This is a genomic window from Methylophilus sp. TWE2 (assembly GCF_001183865.1).
Classification (GTDB): Bacteria; Pseudomonadota; Gammaproteobacteria; order Burkholderiales; family Methylophilaceae; genus Methylophilus.
Window position 1 is genome coordinate 2,043,187 of record NZ_CP012020.1, and the last position, 17,120, is coordinate 2,060,306.

Annotated in this window: 13 protein-coding genes; 7 read left to right on the top strand and 6 right to left on the bottom strand. The window is 50.7% G+C overall.

The features are described 5' to 3' along the window. Positions 1-3: 3 nt before the first annotated feature. The gene (locus ACJ67_RS09725) at positions 4-669 is read right to left on the bottom strand and encodes a Crp/Fnr family transcriptional regulator (protein ID WP_049639863.1); all 666 of its coding nucleotides are present in this window, start codon (positions 667-669) and stop codon (positions 4-6) included. 215 nt (positions 670-884) lie between these two features. Between ACJ67_RS09725 and ACJ67_RS09730 the strand changes: the two genes are divergently transcribed. Genes ACJ67_RS09730 through ACJ67_RS09740 form a run of 3 tightly spaced genes read left to right on the top strand, consistent with a single transcriptional unit; the run spans position 885 to position 2,950 of the window. Then, entirely contained in the window at positions 885-1,232 is a 348-nt protein-coding gene (locus ACJ67_RS09730) for a helix-turn-helix transcriptional regulator (RefSeq protein WP_049638904.1), read from the top strand. 20 nt (positions 1,233-1,252) lie between these two features. Next, complete coding sequence (locus ACJ67_RS09735; RefSeq protein WP_049638905.1) at positions 1,253-1,684, top strand: TIGR01244 family sulfur transferase; 432 nt, start codon at positions 1,253-1,255, stop codon at positions 1,682-1,684. Positions 1,685-1,723: 39 nt separating this feature from the next. Then, positions 1,724-2,950 (top strand): FAD/NAD(P)-binding oxidoreductase, encoded by a 1,227-nt coding sequence (locus ACJ67_RS09740; protein WP_049638906.1) that lies wholly within the window; start codon positions 1,724-1,726, stop codon positions 2,948-2,950. A gap of 6 nt (positions 2,951-2,956) precedes the next feature. On the opposite strand, the gene ACJ67_RS09745 is transcribed toward ACJ67_RS09740, so the two are convergent. Beyond that, positions 2,957-4,420 (bottom strand): leucyl aminopeptidase family protein, encoded by a 1,464-nt coding sequence (locus ACJ67_RS09745; protein WP_049638907.1) that lies wholly within the window; start codon positions 4,418-4,420, stop codon positions 2,957-2,959. Between the two features lie 299 nt (positions 4,421-4,719). Between ACJ67_RS09745 and aceE the strand changes: the two genes are divergently transcribed. Both aceE and aceF read left to right on the top strand, forming a co-directional pair. Beyond that, on the top strand, positions 4,720-7,389 hold the full coding sequence (gene aceE / locus ACJ67_RS09750) for a pyruvate dehydrogenase (acetyl-transferring), homodimeric type (protein ID WP_049638908.1): 2,670 nt from the start codon (positions 4,720-4,722) through the stop codon (positions 7,387-7,389). 27 nt (positions 7,390-7,416) lie between these two features. After that, entirely contained in the window at positions 7,417-8,760 is a 1,344-nt protein-coding gene (gene aceF / locus ACJ67_RS09755; RefSeq protein ID WP_049638909.1) for a dihydrolipoyllysine-residue acetyltransferase, read from the top strand. A 45-nt stretch (positions 8,761-8,805) separates the two neighbouring features. Here aceF and ACJ67_RS09760 read toward each other — a convergent pair whose 3' ends face one another. From ACJ67_RS09760 to ACJ67_RS09775, 4 genes are all read right to left on the bottom strand, one after another. After that, on the bottom strand, positions 8,806-9,216 hold the full coding sequence (locus ACJ67_RS09760) for a gamma-glutamylcyclotransferase (protein WP_049638910.1): 411 nt from the start codon (positions 9,214-9,216) through the stop codon (positions 8,806-8,808). 9 nt (positions 9,217-9,225) lie between these two features. Then, a complete protein-coding gene (locus ACJ67_RS09765; RefSeq protein WP_049638911.1) occupies positions 9,226-10,314 on the bottom strand; it encodes a PA0069 family radical SAM protein in 1,089 nt (362 codons plus the stop codon). A gap of 89 nt (positions 10,315-10,403) precedes the next feature. Continuing rightward, entirely contained in the window at positions 10,404-12,965 is a 2,562-nt protein-coding gene (locus ACJ67_RS09770; RefSeq protein WP_049638912.1) for a glycosyltransferase, read from the bottom strand. Positions 12,966-13,009: 44 nt separating this feature from the next. Then, a complete protein-coding gene (locus ACJ67_RS09775) occupies positions 13,010-14,587 on the bottom strand; it encodes a hypothetical protein (RefSeq protein ID WP_231587145.1) in 1,578 nt (525 codons plus the stop codon). Positions 14,588-14,794: 207 nt separating this feature from the next. Here ACJ67_RS09775 and ACJ67_RS15035 point away from each other — a divergent pair, with 207 nt between their 5' ends. Both ACJ67_RS15035 and lpdA read left to right on the top strand, forming a co-directional pair. Next, positions 14,795-15,265, top strand: a complete 471-nt coding sequence (locus ACJ67_RS15035; RefSeq protein ID WP_049638913.1) for a hypothetical protein — start codon at positions 14,795-14,797, stop codon at positions 15,263-15,265. Between the two features lie 74 nt (positions 15,266-15,339). Further along, positions 15,340-17,112 (top strand): dihydrolipoyl dehydrogenase, encoded by a 1,773-nt coding sequence (lpdA, locus tag ACJ67_RS09785; RefSeq protein WP_049638914.1) that lies wholly within the window; start codon positions 15,340-15,342, stop codon positions 17,110-17,112. Positions 17,113-17,120 lie beyond the last annotated feature (8 nt).

Sequence of the window (17,120 nt, forward strand, 5' to 3'; positions counted from 1 at the left end):
AGATTACTGGCTACTGTTGGCCAGTTTGAGCAACTCGCCACGCTGCTGGATTTCAATCACACCACGTCCCATGGTGAGCCAGCCCTTTTGTTCCAGGCGCTTTAACTGACGGCTGATCACTTCGCGGGCGGTGCCTAACTCATCGGCAATCTGCTGATGGGTGCGTTGTATGGTGTTATTACCCATATCCAGCAGGCACTTCGCCAGGCGCGCATCCAGCGTCTGGAAGGCAACTTCATCCAGCAGCACAATCAGGTCACTGATCAATGCACCATAATTTTGCATCACATATTGCCGGAACACCGGCGAATCAATCATCAGCTTATGGAAAATGTTCTCCGGAATGATGACATCCTCAATCGGCTCTTCGACAATAGTAGAAGCCGGATACTGGCTATTACCCAGCAGGCAAGTGGTGGTAATGACACAGGTTTCGCCTGCACTCACACGATACAAGACAATTTCACGACCGCTGGCAGACATTTTATACACGCGGGAGCGACCCTTAAGTCGTAGCACATAACCGCTGCAATGATCGCCTTCACGATAGCCTATGGTACCTATGGGTGCTTCAACAATACGCGCATATTGCGTCAGCAGTTTTTTTGCAGGCTCTTCCAGCACTTCAAGTTCCGGAAACAAGCCTATCCATGACAGTGATTGCATCATCCAATATCCCCAATTGATTTTTTTGCGATTGTCACGGCAATACTCAAGCCACCATGCAATCGTTTTATGCGACAAACTTTATCATAAATTGATTTGAAAGCATTACCATCCTGTATCAGATAAGTGTTAAAGCGTACACAATCTGTGACAACAGGTTTATGATTGAATCTCATATTAAAAACACGATAAAAATAAAATGATCTTCAAGGGGTATTATGCAAACTTCAGAGATAGCGGTGGATTTACTTGATCAATTAAGAGCTTCAGCCGATCAGGCCAGCCAGCTTATGAAAGCCATGGCAAACACTGATCGGCTCATGCTGTTATGTCAGTTGTCGCAAGGTGAAAAATCAGTCAGTGAATTGGAAGCCTGCTTGAATTTAAGGCAACCCAGCCTGTCACAACAATTAACAGTGTTACGCGAAGCACAACTTGTGATTACCCGCCGTGAAGGCAAAAATGTGTATTACAGTATTGGCAGTCCAGCCGCTTTAGCGGTTATCCGGGTATTGCATGACGAGTTTTGCCAGAAAGAAGCGTCACCACGCCTCAAAAGTGCATAGAACTAAACGGAATCAAACATATGGAAATTAAAGAAATAGACCAGCGTTACCGGGTGAGTGACCAGTTAACTACAGCCGACCTGGAGACGCTGGCGGTGCAAGGCGTGAAACTGGTCGTCAATTTCAGGCCAGATGGCGAAGGCGGAGAGTCACAACCCGCAAGTACCGAACTTGCCTCAAAGGCAGCAGCCTTGGGCATGGCTTATGCGCACATTCCGGTGGTGCCTAACCAGGTGAAACCTGAACATGGGCAGCAGCTTAAATCTTTACTGGATGCACACCCTGGGCCTGTACTCGGTTTTTGCCGGACAGGTAACCGTGCTAACCAGGTGTATCAGCTGGCACAACATGCGCAGCCAGGCTCAACGCCCACCAACCCCAAACCCGCTTGCTGCAGTCAGCCGCCTGAACAGGAAGGCCTGCTTAACAAAGTCAAAAACTGGTTTAATTAATCCAAAAGTATTTTAAAGTAGTCAGAAAAATTTCATACCATGCAAAAAACCAATTTTGACATTGTGATTGTTGGCGGTGGCTCAGCAGGTTGTGCCATTGCAGCCAGCCTGAAAAAGCGTGCCCCCGAACTTGACATTGCCATCATAGAGCCTTCCGAAAAACATTATTACCAGCCAGCCTGGACCCTGGTGGGTGCTGGCGAATTCGATGTGCAGAAAACCGTACGCCCGATGGCAGAGTGTATCCCCTCAGGCATTACATGGCTTCAAGCCGCAGTCACCAATTTTGATCCGGAACAGCAACGGGTCGCAGCGGACAAGCTCGGCAATATCAGCTATCAGCAACTGGTGGTCGCCGCTGGCCTGAAGCTTCACTGGGAAGGCATTAAAGGTTTAACCGACACTCTGGGCAAAAATGGCGTCACTTCAAACTACAGGGTAGATTTGGCGCCGTATACCTGGCAACTGGTGCAACAGTTGCAATCCGGTGAAGCGGTATTTACACAACCGCCTATGCCCATTAAATGTGCAGGCGCGCCGCAAAAAGCCCTCTATCTTTCCTGTGCCGAATGGTTAAGCAAAGGGCAACTAGGCAAGATCAAAGCTTCCTTTTATAGCTCTACCCCAGCATTATTTGGCGTCAAGGAATATGTAGAACCATTGATGCAATACATCCGAAAATACCAGGTTGACCTTAAGCTCAATACGACTTTGGTTGAAGTAGACGGCCCAGGCAAAACAGCATGGTTTAATGTGAAAGATACGGATGGTAACGTCCAACGCATCAGCAAGTCCTTCGACATGTTGCATGTGGTCCCGCCGCAAACCGCGCCGGACTTTATCAAGCAAAGCCCTCTGGCCAATGCCGATGGCTGGGTTGAAGTGGATCAGCACAGCTTGCAACATGCGCGTTACCCCAATATTTTCGGGGTCGGCGATTGCACCAATACACCTAATGCAAAAACAGCGGCTGCGGCACGAAAACAAGTCGTCATTGCCGCAGAGAATCTTTTGGCTACGCGTGCTGGCCAGGCGCTACCTTCCCGTTATGACGGCTATGGCTCTTGCCCGCTAACGGTTGAAAAAGGGAAAATCATCCTGGCAGAATTCGGCTATGGCGGCAAGATCGTACCGACGTTTCCCTGGGACTCCACCAAGCCACGCCGCAGCGCCTGGTGGCTCAAAAAATACCTGTTACCATGCATCTATTGGAACCTGATGCTCAAAGGCCGTGAGTGGCTGGCCCGTTGCGGGGCTTGCGGCTAAGCACAATTAGGCTTTTTTAGCAGCCAAAAAAACCTGTAGCCATTGCAGGGTCAGCGCGACGCCAAATCCGTTGACCTCACTGGCGACCGCACCCAAGCCTTCTTTATGGCTATACGAGGAGAGATCGACGTGGCACCAGGGCACGTCCCCCTCAATAAACCTGCCTAAAAACCGCGCCGCCAGAATATGGTCTGCGTCACTGTCCATGGTGCATTGCTTGATATCTGCAATCTCGCTATCCAGTTCGCTGTCGTAATCCTCTGCATAGGGGAAAGCGACCACACGTTCACCACTGCTGGCACCCGCCTCAACCATCTGCTGCGCCAAAGACTCGCGATTGGCCACAATCCCGCTCATGCGTGAGCCCAAGGCAGTTTGCATACTGCCGGTCAGTGTCGCGTAGTCCAGCATTACGTCTGGCTTCTCACGGCTGGCCAGCGTTAGCGTATCTGCAAGCACCATGCGGCCTTCAGCATCGGTATGGACAATTTCTATCGTCATGCCATTGAGTGCCGTAATCACATCATTTTGCTTGTAGGCGTTGGGTCCGATATGGTTTTGCGCCAGTGCCAGCCAGCAATCAACATTCATCGCTAACTGCTGTGCGCTAATAGCCTGCAACACGCCTACGGCTACTGCGCTGCCGTTCATATCCTGATGCATGGCCTGCATATATTTAGCCGACTTTAAATTGTGCCCACCCGTATCAAAGCAAATCCCCTTGCCCACTAGCGCAAGCGTTTTCTTGGCTTGTGGATGTCGGTAGGAAAGCTTGACGATGGCGGCATCTTGCGGCTCTGAGCCCTGTGCCACGGCAACAAACGCTCCTGCGCCCAATTGACGGAGCGCTTCCGTGTCCCATTCGGTATATTGCCAGCCCTTTTCATTCGACATGGTTTGCAAGCACTGACGGTATAAAGCCGGCGTCAGCATATTAGGCGGCGTCATGGTCAGCGCACGGCAGACGGTATTGCCAGCAACCAGCGCGGTGACTTCATCAGCCCATGCCATATCCGCGACGCCAAATACGCCGATTTCACGTAACTTCTGCCCCGAGTGTTTTTGTTTTAACACTGGCAGCGGTTGCGCATTCACGAGGGTGACATAAGCGGCCAGACGGGCAAATAATGATGCATGTTTTTTTGCACAGACCGCCAGTGCGATACGTTCCGGGTGTTCCGCCAGCAGGGGTTTAACAGCGCTACGCAATGCCGTATTCATGGCAAATGTAGACGATTTCGCTTCCAGCTGGCACACACTGACCAACGTCCCTTCTGCCAGCTCCAGGGTCACTGGCTTTTCCTTGAGGTCGGTAATATCCAGCCCTGCACGTTTTAGTTTGGCATTGAGCGCATCCGAAAATGGCATGGAAGAAAACAATTTTTCTTCAACCACAATCAGAATATGCTTGGCAAAACCTGACAGCAAGGTTGAATTGACTTCGGAATTTTGTGACCACTCGATGCGCATATTGTTAAAAAACACTCTTATATAAAACATTAAATAAACGTAGCAAATACCTGTAGTTAGGCATGGATTTTTCATGCAAAACTTGACCAAAAGCGCCAAAAAAGAGACACTTACAGCTGATAACTAGGTTGCTGGGACGCATCAATAATATTCAGCAACGTGATACCATAAAAGCAGTATCCAATTTCGGAATCCCTTCTTGGTAATCAATACTTTCTCAGCGCTAGGCATGGCTCAGTGCTTGATGCTAAGTGCTAGATTATACGCATAGCGACTTAAAACTCGGAGAATCCTCACGCATGGCAACGCATTCGCAAGCACACCTCAATGAAACTGACGCACAGGAAACGCAAGAATGGCTAGAAGCCCTCAGTGCCGTCATTGAGAATGAAGGGCCAGAACGCGCCCACTTCCTGCTGGAAGCAATGATTGATCAGGCTCGCCGTTCAGGCGGCCATTTGCCTTATAAAGCAACCACCGCATACGTTAACACCATCCCTACCCACCTGCAGGCCAAACTGCAAGGTGACCCGGAGATGGAACGCCGTATACGCGCACTGATCCGCTGGAACGCGATCATGACCGTATTGCGCGCGAATGAAAAATCACCAGGCATTGGCGGCCACATCGCCAGCTTCCAGTCAGCGGCAACATTGTACGATGTTGGTTTTAACCACTTTTTCCGCGCAGCCAATGAAAGCTTTGGCGGTGACTGTGTCTATTTCCAGGGCCACTCCTCTCCAGGCGTGTACGCCCGCGCTTTCCTCGAAGGTCGTATTACAGAAGAACAAATGGACAACTTCCGCCAGGAAACCGGCGGCAATGGCTTGTCCAGTTACCCTCACCCATGGCTGATGCCTGATTTCTGGCAGTTCCCTACCGTTTCCATGGGTTTAGGTCCATTAGCGGGTATTTATCAGGCACGTTTCCTCAAGTATCTACACAACCGCGGTATTGCCGATACGGCTGATCGCAAGGTCTGGGTATTCTGTGGTGACGGCGAGATGGATGAGCCGGAATCACAAGGCGCGATCTCACTGGCGGCACGTGAAGGTTTGGACAATCTGATTTTTGTGATCAACTGTAACTTGCAGCGTCTGGATGGCCCGGTGCGCGGCAACGGCAAAATCATCCAGGAACTGGAATCCAACTTCCGTGGCGCCGGCTGGAACGCGATCAAGGTCATCTGGGGTTCCTACTGGGATCCACTGTTGGCGATGGATAAAGACGGCCTGTTGCGTAAGCGCATGGAAGAATGCGTGGATGGTGAATACCAGAACTTTAAACAAAAAGGTGGCGCGTACACACGTGAGCACTTCTTTGGCAAATATCCTGAGCTGCGTGAAATGGTAGCTGCGATGTCTGATGCAGACATCTGGCGCCTGAACCGTGGTGGTCACGATCCACACAAAGTGTTTGCGGCTTATCAGTCTGCAGTGAACCATAAAGGCCAGCCGACCGTCATTTTGGCCAAAACCGTTAAAGGCTACGGTATGGGTGAAGCCGGTGAAGGCCAGAATACCACCCACCAGCAAAAGAGCATGGATATTGCTTCATTGAAAGCTTTCCGTGACCGTTTTGACCTACCATTGACTGATGAACAGGTAGAAAACCTGTCTTACTACCGTCCGGCGAAAGACAGCCCTGAAATCAAATACATGATGGAACGTCGTGCTGCCTTGGGTGGCTTTGTGCCTAGCCGTCGCCGTAAAGGCAACGAGCTGACTGTGCCTGAACTGTCAGCCTTTGAAAACATGCTGGGTGCTACCGGTGACCGTGAAATTTCCACCACCATGGCGTTCGTACGTATCCTGTCTACCCTGGTGCGCGATAAACAAGTTGGTAAATACGTGGTGCCTATCGTGCCTGATGAAGCCCGCACCTTCGGTATGGAAGGCATGTTCCGCCAATTGGGTATTTACTCTTCTGTCGGCCAGCTCTACGAGCCGCAAGACTCTGACCAGGTGATGTTCTACAAGGAATCACAAAGCGGCCAGATACTGGAAGAAGGCATTAACGAGGCTGGTTCATTTGCCAGCTGGCTGGCTGCAGCGACGTCTTACAGCGTCACCGGCACGCAGATGATTCCGTTCTACATTTACTACTCCATGTTCGGCTTCCAGCGTATCGGCGACTTTGCCTGGGCCGCAGGCGACAGTCGTGCACGTGGCTTCCTGTTGGGTGCCACCGCAGGCCGCACAACATTGAATGGTGAAGGCTTGCAGCACGAAGATGGCCATAGCCACCTGATGTCTGCCACCATCCCGAACTGCATTTCCTACGACCCGACCTTTGCTTACGAGCTGGCCGTGATCATTCAGGAAGGCATGCGCCGTATGGTGCAAAATCAGGAAGATGTGTATTACTACATCACGCTGATGAACGAGAACTACAGCCACCCAGCCATGCCGGAAGGCAGTGCGGAAGGCATCCTCAAAGGGATGTATAGCTTCAGTAAGTCCAAAGCCAAAGGTCCTAAGGTACAACTGATGGGCTCAGGCGTGATTTTGCGTGAAGTGATCGCTGCGGCTGAGTTGCTGGAAAAAGACTGGGGCGTGTCCGCCGATGTATGGAGCGTGACTAGCTTTACCGAGTTGCGCCGTGACGGCATTGATGCGGAACGTCACAACCTGCTCAACCCGGAAGCCAAACCTAAACTCAGCTACGTGGAAGAGTCGCTCAGAAAAGCTGAAGGTCCGGTGATTGCCTCTACCGACTACATGCGCAGCTTTGCCGACCAGATTCGTCCGTTTGTACCCAACAGATTCGTGACCCTGGGTACAGACGGTTACGGCCGCTCAGACTCACGTGAAGCGCTGCGTAGCTTCTTTGAAGTTGACCGCTACTATGTCGTGCTGGCTGCTCTCAAAGCACTGGCTGACGACGGCAAACTGCCTGTCGCCAAAGCGACTGAAGCCATCAAAAAATATAATATCGACATTACTCGTGCCAACCCGGCCACGATCTAAGGTCACGACATAAGGAAAGTACAAAACATGTCTATCAAAGAAGTACTGGTGCCTGATATCGGCAACTTTGACAGCGTCGACGTGATTGAAGTCCTGGTCAGCGTGGGTGATACCGTTGCCAAAGAAGACTCACTGATTACTGTTGAATCTGACAAGGCTTCCATGGATATCCCCTCCTCACTGTCTGGTGTGGTGAAGGAAATACACATCAAGGTGGGAGATAAAACCAAACAAGGCGCATTGATCCTGACACTCGATACTGCAGGCGAAGCGGCACCGGCAGAAAAAGTGGCTCCTCAGCCTACGGCCACACCAGTGGTGGCGACTGTGACTGTGGATGAAGCCAAGGTTGCCATTCCTGAGCCTACGCGCCCAGTCGCAGAAGTGCCTCAGGTGATCCAGCCGCAAGCCACCCCTAACCCGGTGGCGGCCAGCAGTGTTGCCAGCGATGGCAAACTGGCCCATGCCAGCCCTTCCGTACGCAAGTTTGCGCGTGAACTGGGCGTAAACCTGTCCCTGGTTAAGGCCAGCGGCCCCAAGAACCGCATCCTGCAATCTGACGTTCAAGCTTATGTCAAAGGTGAGTTGTCCAAGCCACGTTCTGAAAACATGGGTGTGGGCGGTGGTTTAAGTACTTTGCCGATGCCGGTGATCGACTTCAGCCAGTTTGGCAGTATCGAAACCAAGCCACTGTCACGCATCAAGAAATTATCCGGGGCCAACCTGCATCGTAACTGGGTGACCGCGCCGCACGTGACACAGTTTGATGAGGCCGACATTACTGACCTGGAAGACTTCCGCAAATCCATGCTGGCTGAGGCGGAAAAGCGTGGCGTCAAATTGACCTTGCTGGCTTTCCTCATGAAAGCGGTAGTCAATGCCCTGCGTACTTACCCTAACTTCAATGCCTCACTGTCACCAGAGGGCGATAGTCTGATCCTCAAGCAGTATTACAACATCGGGTTCGCCTGCGATACGCCAGACGGTCTGGTCGTGCCTGTCGTGCGTGATGTGAACCAGAAAGATGTGATGGATATCGCACGTGACCTGGCTGACCTCTCTGCCAAGGCCCGTGAGCGCAAGTTAAAGGTAGAGGAAATGCAAGGCGGCTGCTTTACCATTTCCAGCCTGGGCGGTATCGGTGGCACCATGTTCACGCCTATTATCAACTGCCCTGAAGTGGCGATCCTCGGTGTTTCCCGTGCTGCCATGCAGCCGGTTTACAACAAAGACACTGGCGGCTTTGATCCGCGCCTGATCATGCCATTGTCATTATCATACGATCACCGTGTGATTGACGGTGCCGATGGCGCACGCTTCACCAGCCACCTGCGCGTGATGCTGAGTGATGTGAGACGTTTATTGCTCTAAGCTAGTAAATGCAACACAAAGGGCGCTTTAAGCGCCCTTTGTGTTTTAATTTAGCGGTCTCTGCTGCATAAAATCACCGCTCTTGATCTGCGCTTTATCTTCTACTGACCATTGGTATAAGTAAATCCAGACAGTGTCATAACGCTTGCCATTGATGGCATTAATGGAAACATAGCTGCGCTTGTATTCTGCAGGCTGGATATGTTGCTGCGCACACTCTTCGTAATCATCCAGCACGTTCAGCATGGTTACTGGATCATGTAATCTATAGATCTCTCCATACACGCGATCGCTGTCAGATTCTGAAGTAATCACACCAGGATAATAAGTGATATGGAACATGCGGCCTTGAAACCAGCCCTCTGTTATAAATTCTGCGTTCTCGGCCAGATACCTCGCCATCGCATTATGGTTACCTTTACGCAAAGTGCCATAAACAAATAGTAAATCAGACATAGCAGGTCTTTAGAATAAGGCCAATTGTGGATGATTGGCTGTCGCTTGCCAGGCGGCAGGTACAGAGAGCAAGTCAGTACAAAAACCGGTCCGCTCTCCCGACATGCCTAATTTATGGCAACTGAGTTTAAAGCGATGCGCAAGCAGATCAGCAAAAATACCTTCGCCACGCATGCGCTGGCCAAAACCGCTTTGGTAGGCTTTTCCACCCCGGCTTTGCTTCACAATGCTCATAACATGGCTGGCTTTGAGCGGAAAATACTGTTGCAGCCATTGCTCAAACAAGTCGCTCAACTCATGAGGAAGACGCAAAAACACATAACCCGCTTTTCGGGCGCCAGCCGCATGTGCTTTTTCCAAGATCTGCTCCATATCGCAATCGGTGAGCGCAGGGATCACAGGTGCGACCATGACGCCGGTAGGAATGCCTGCTTCGCTGAGTTTGCGTAAAGTTTCAAACCTGCGCTCCGGGGCTGCGGCACGAGGTTCCAGCCGGCGTGCTACTTGTCTGTCCAGCGTCGTAATGCTGACGTAAATACTGGTCAACCGTTTGGCAGCCATGGGCGCAATCAGGTCAATATCGCGCTCGACTAGCGAAGATTTGGTAACCAGACTGAATGGATGATTGGCTTCGCTGAGCACCTGGATAATTTGCCTGGTCAATTGATATTCTCGTTCAATCGGTTGGTAACCGTCCGTATTCATGCCCAGTGCAATCGGTTTGCATTGATATTTTGGATGTGCCAGCTCTTTTTTCAGGAGTGCTACGGCATCAGCCTTCATTAACAGCCGCGACTCAAAATCCAGCCCTGGCGACATGCCTAAATAGGCATGCGTAGGACGTGCGTAGCAGTATATGCAGCCATGTTCGCATCCGCGATAAGGGTTCAGGGTACGGTCAAAAGGCAGGTCGGGCGATTGAATGTAGTTGATGACCGACTTAGAGGCATCCAGCATCACTTCAGTCCGTAATGGGGGCGCCTCTTCATCCAGGCTCCCCCAGCCATCATCCAGTGACTCACGGGTATGTGGATCAAAACGGCTGACCAGATTACTACTGGCCGCACGTCCTTTATAAATAAGAGGTTTTTCATTCATAACACACCATTCCTGAAAAAAGGCCTCTGACAAATGCTATTCGTTGTTGTTTTACCCTGCCAAAACCTTAAGCTGACAAATTGAACGCATTAGCGTTTTTCCGATATCCACTGGCATGCCAATGCACTCCAATAAGGAAGCGATTGCAGGGCCAGCATAGAGACCCATAATTGCGCATCCAGATTGCTAAAGCCACGTGAGTAAAGCATAGCCGCTGCACAGAGCAGCAGAGAAACCAGAATCGTCAGCTCTTCTTTGATTGGTGCGATGAGCTGCCAATTGCTCAGTTTGGCCTTGGTTTTATTGGTCACGACGAACACACCCGCCTTGTGCGTCAGGCCACTGATGATCCCTCTGGCAATTGCATGTGATAAACCCAGGCTCGCCAGCGATGCGCCAAAGATATCCATCCAGCTGCAATGCATGGTCTTGCGGTATAGCACTGGTCCCAAAATGGCCTTGATCGCCAGGAAACACAGGATAGGCACAATCATCACCACCACTGGCAAGCTGAAGTATTTAGGAAACGTCAGCATGGCAATCGTCCAGCCAATAGAGCCAATGGTAAAAAGTAGTTGCAAGGCTTCACCAAACCAGCCGAACCAGCCAGTTAAAAAGTGGTAGCGCTGGCTGAAGTTGAGTGATGATTTGCCCAGTAGCTTGGGCATATGGTGCTTGAGAATCTGCATGGCACCAAATGCCCAGCGGTTGCGCTGGGATTTAAGCGCCTTGAAGTTAGCTGGCGTGAGGCCACGGCCAAAGGTTTCGTCGATATAGCGCAGCTCCATATTATTTTCGAGCAAACGTAAACCGAGCTCGGTATCCTCACAAATACACCACTCAGACCAGCCGCCCAGTGTTTGCAGCGATTCTCTACGGATGAGCGTCATCGTACCATGCTGGATCAAGGCATTACGCTCATGGCGGTGATGCATGCCAATCCGGAAAAAGCCTTCAAATTCCCAGTTACACATGCGGTGGAAGAAGCTATGTTCCCACTCACGGTGCGCCTGAGGTGCCTGCACTACTGCCACCTGAGACTCCAGAAAATGCGGCACTAGGTCAGACAACCAGTCGGGCGTGACCACGTAGTCAGCATCCACCACGCCAACCACTTGCGCATCAGGATGGGTTTTATCGAGCGCAAAATTCAGCGCACCCGCTTTAAAGCCTGGCCATGAAGGCAAGTGATAAAAATGGAAGTTATCCGGCATATTGGCCATGTAAGCCTCTAGCGGTTTCCATTTGGCTTCATCCTTGGTGTTGTTATCCACCACAATCACTTCATAGCGTGTGTAGTTCAAATGACGCAAGCTGTCGATGGTGGCGATCACCATTTCCGGCGGCTCGTTGTAACAAGCCAGATGGATAGAAACAAATAATTCCTGGTCCGCGGGTAAGGGCTGCGCACGTTTAAACAAGCGCCGCCAGTAAGGCTTAAACATCACTTCACTAAACTCGGCCGCGTAAATCATCAGGACCATGGAAGTCAGTGCGATGCCTAAAATCAGACCTACCAGCACGACAAAGTCACGTAGCGTATAGTAATAATCCCCTGGCAGGTTCCAGGCAATGGTCAGCGTAGTAATACAGGCCTGGAACAAGATCGCCATTGATAATACACCACCAATGCCCCAATGCTTGAAACGCCAAGCAATAAGCATCAGCGGAATAAATGCCAGTACCGTTGACCAGGTCGCCTTGGCAATCCAGCGTGTATTAGGCGGTACAGCACCTTGCAAAGAGTACTTCTGGTGACGGTCAGCGTTATACATGCCCCAATAAGCCCCCGCCCAGCCTTCCAGCGCCACTTTCCAAGGCTGATCAAATGCTTCCATCAAGTAAAAATCCAGGTCCTCAATGGAGTTACGTGCCAAAAACTCGCGGATAAAACGTGCCTGGTTCACCTCACTGGCAACGGAAGCGCCGATAGATGGCCCACGGCTAGGCCAGCCGACTTCGGTAATTACAATTTTCTTGCGTGGATAGGCTTCCATTAACTGGTTATAACGCTCAATCGTATATTGCACTGCCTTCTCGACCGGCACACCTTCATGGTACGGCAGCAGGTGAACTGCAATATAGTCTACGTGTTTAACGAGTTCAGGGTTTTTAATCCAGACGTGCCATGGTTCGGCAGTAGATACCGGCACATTGCTATGCTCACGCACAAAATCCAGGTAACCAATCAATGACTGTACCGGCAAGTCATTACGTAACAAAGCCTCGTTACCAACAATCACGCGGTCAATATTGCTGTAGTTGTCGAGCTTCTCCAGTAGCGCAGAGACTTCACGCGTATTCTTCATGTTGTCGGTATCAATCCACGCCCCGGCGATCACGTTCATATTGCGCTTGGCAGCGAGGGGAATCACCTCGTTAAGATCCAGCGATGAATACATGCGGATATGACGGGTATGTTTACGCATCAGGTCGAGATCTTCTGCCAATTCGGCCGTACTCGGATGCTGGCCTTCGAGCGGGCTTTGATTGGCGCGATAGCCGGTGTAAGCAAACCCATTCACAGTAGGTTTCACATTAATGAGCGGCAAGGCACGGTTTGTCAGCGCCCACAAGCCGAAATGCAAGGCCGAAAACAGAATGGCAAATACCAGGCCAGGAATTAGTTTTTTAAACCAGGAAACGATCACTTCTCACTCTTTCCATCAATGAATGATGTGTTTATTTAAATCTTCTATTCACGGCCAAGTTGCAGACTTCTGGCTGGCAATACAAACAGGGCCAGACCACATACCCCGCACCACCACCAGGCCATGATATTGCCGGGCTCCATCATGGCGACAGCGACGGCCATATTGGCAGCCATTATCCCCATGACAGCAGTTAACCAGAAACCCGCTTGATTCAAGGTTGCGACAGACGCCTGGCGTACAGTCGCCGAGATCAGCGAAATCGTCATCAACGCCATTGGCAAGCAAACCAGGATCAGTGGGAAATCGAGATATCGACCATTAATCGCCAGGCCAGCACTGGTCAATAAAAATGTGAGGGCGAGCAATCGTAACAAGGATTGTTCGAGACAGATGTACACCTTCAATCCCAACCATTGCCGCAATTGCAGCCATACCAGCGCCCAGCCTAACAGCACCAGCCCGCCTAACATGGCATATTCGCCGGTATTGCGCGCAGCCATATGGATATAATTGATTTGCAAATATGCGTGCAAACCTGCGGCCAAACCAGTCAAGACAATTAATATTTTGTGGCGGGCAGACAACTGCGTGTACTGCCCCCACGCCGCGCCAAGCAGTGCCAGCACTAGTGCAACCAGATAGGGTTTAAAGCCATCAGAACGTTCAGCCATGGCACCTTGCAGACTGAATTTTGGCTGCAGGTCAGTATCCAGCACGCCCCAGTAGCCGCCAACGGTGCCTTCAAGTTCACGCTTCCATGGCTGGTCTACCGCCTCAATCACATTGTATTGCCAATGGTTTTGCTGCGCAGCATTTAAAAACCCGCGCATGTAGAGCGCCTGGTTAATGGCGCTGGGTTTGGACCAAAAACGCTGGCGCCCTTGTGAGGGCCAACCGGTTTCGCCAATCAGGATTGGCTTTTTAAACACGGTGCCCAGATGCCCCATGACAGAAGCAGTATGTGCAACCGCCTGCTCAATCGCAACCGGTTTGTCTTCCCAGTAAGGCAGAATATGCACGGTAACAAAATCGACATCCTGCTCCAATGTCGGATGCTTGAGCCAAAACTCCCAGACATCAGCATAGGTAATGGGTGTTTTGGTATTTGCCTTGGCCCATTGCAGGTATTCATGCATTTTGGGCTCAGACTGCTCACCACGTAGCAATACTTCATTGCCCACCACCAAGCCACGTACAGTGTCAGGGTATTGGTTGGCCTGTTGTACGGCAAGTTGTAACTCTTTCATATTTAAGTCATCAACCCAGCCGATCCAGACACCCAGAATCACCTTCATACCTAATTTTTGTGCGGCTTTGGGCACATAATCCAAGCCTTGTGATACTGAGTACGTGCGTACGCACTTTGTGACTTTGGATAATGCCTGCAAGTCCTGCTCGATCTGCAGAGGGTCCACAAAACTATCTTTAACCGTTGGATTCATGCCCGGCTTGTAGTATGGCGCATACGAAACGCATTGCAATGGCAATGCCTCCGCAACAGCATCAATCAATACTTTTGGCTGTTGCAGACGCCATACATAGTAGAAAGAGCCGATCAAAAACAAAGTCAGCCAGACAACCGGTGAAACTCGAGATAACAAACGCTGCAATATGATCACCCTGAACGGAATTGCTAAAAAATAGCAGTTATTCTCTCATAAATACCCACCCCTTGCGTCCTGCTTTTCAGCAACGAAAGGCACAAATACTCCAAAAGAGACTTGGTAAATTAGTCAATTGGACTTATGATAAAACGTATTCAAAAGTCTCGCTAAAAACACAGGCTTTTAAACCTCTCACGCCAAAACAACTATCTCAGAAGTCATATGAACGTTAAATCCTGCTTGACCACACTCGTGTTGCTTTCGTCATTTTCATTGCCAGCGCTGTCAGCCACAGTTGCCAGCCCTGATTACAGTGGTGAATACCTCTGCAAAGGCAACAACGTCACTGTGGGTGACTACGAAGTCACCATCTACCTGAAAAAAAATCGTCGCAACAGCACAGCCAATGTGTCTGTGTATGACCTGGCGACCCACACCGAAAACAAACAAAGCTACACCGGCCAGGCCATTACCCGCGGCAGGCAACTGGCAATGACTTTTAAATTGTCTGATGCCAAATATGCCGAGTTTTCGACGGGGATGGGCCAATTTACCAAGGTGGGTAAAAGCGGCTGGTCATTTAAAAACGACTACTATGAACCAGACGATACTGGTGGCAATTATGGTCATGAAACCTGCACCATGAAACCATTGCAAACCACGCCTAACACTACACCAGCCAACAAGCGCTAGTAGATGGACAGCCTGAAAGTGAACTCGTTCTTTTGGTGATAAAATAGCAAAACTAATCGGAATATAAGGTTTTCATGAGTCAAATGGTTGAAATAGTGGTGCCGGATATCGGCAATTTTGAGAGTGTCGATGTCATCGAAGTCTTGGTGGCTGTGGGTGATACCATTGCCAAGGAAGATTCCCTGATTACCGTGGAATCTGACAAAGCCTCCATGGACATTCCTTCGTCACATGCCGGCGTGGTTAAAGAACTCAAGGTGGCCGTCGGTGACAAAGTAGCCAAAGGCAGCCTGATCTTACTCTTAGAGAGCGCCGAAACAACAGCTGCACCAGCCAAGCCAGCAGAAGAACCTGCCCAAGCTAGACAACCCGAATCAGCACCAACCGCCCCAACTCAGGCACCTGCACCAGCCACTGCGACAGGTAACAATGACATCACGTGCCAGGTCATGGTACTGGGCTCAGGCCCAGGGGGCTACACTGCCGCCTTCCGCGCGGCTGACCTCGGCTTAAAAGTAGTACTGGTCGAACGCTATCCAACCTTGGGTGGTGTGTGCCTCAATGTTGGTTGCATTCCATCCAAGGCTTTATTGCATACAGCCAAGGTGATTACCGAAGCAGAAGAGACCGAACACCACGGCCTGAGTTTTGGCAAACCGAATATTGACCTCGACAAACTGCGTGGCTGGAAAGCCAATGACGTGGTTGGTAAATTGACAGGTGGCCTGGCACAAATGGCCAAGGCACGCGGTGTTACCGTCGTCAACGGTGTCGGTAAATTCAGCAGCCAGAACCAAATCGCAGTGACAGCGGCTGATGGTAAAACCACTTTGGTCGGCTTTGAGAACGCCATCATTGCGGCAGGCTCACAGGCCACGAAATTCCCTGGCGCACCAGAAGACGAGCGCATTATGGATTCTACCGGCGCATTGGCATTGGCAGATATTCCTGGCCGCATGCTGGTCATTGGCGGCGGTATTATTGGCCTGGAAATGGGTACTGTCTACGACGCACTGGGCACAAAAGTCAGCGTCGTCGAATTTATGGATGGCCTGATCCCAGGCGCGGACCGCGACCTGATCCGTCCATTGCAGAAACGCATGGAAAAACGTTTTGAAAGCATCATGGTTTCAACCAAGGTGTCTAAACTGGAAGCCAAGCCTGACGGGATTTATGTAGACTTTGAAGGCGCAAATGCTCCTAAAGAAACACAGAAATATGACCGCGTGCTGGTCTCTATTGGCCGCCGTCCCAATGGTAAAAATATTGGTGCCGAAAACGCTGGTGTGATCGTCGATGACCGTGGCTTTATCGCTGTTGATAAGCAGATGCGCACCAACGTGCCAAATATCTTTGCCATTGGCGATATCGTTGGCCAGCCCATGTTGGCACACAAAGCCACGCATGAAGCCAAAGTGGCCGCTGAAGTCATCGCCGGACACAAAGTAGAATTTGTTGCCAGCGTGATTCCATCCGTTGCATATACAGACCCTGAAATCGCCTGGGTCGGTCTCACCGAAACCGATGCCAAAGCTAAAGGCATTGAAATCGAAAAAGCCAGCTTCCCGTGGGCAGCCAGTGGCCGTGCGTTGTCAATTGCAAGAACTGAAGGCGTCACTAAGCTGATTTTCGATAAAGACACGCACCGTGTGATTGGTGCGGGTATTACAGGTGTCAACGCTGGAGAACTCCTTGCAGAAGCCGTGCTGGCGATTGAAATGGGCGCTGATGCACACGATTTGGGCCTCACCATACACGCTCATCCAACCTTATCCGAAACAGTCTGCTTCGCTGCAGAACTCAAGGAAGGCACGATTACGGATATGCTGCCGCCGAAAAAGCGCTAAGAGATTCA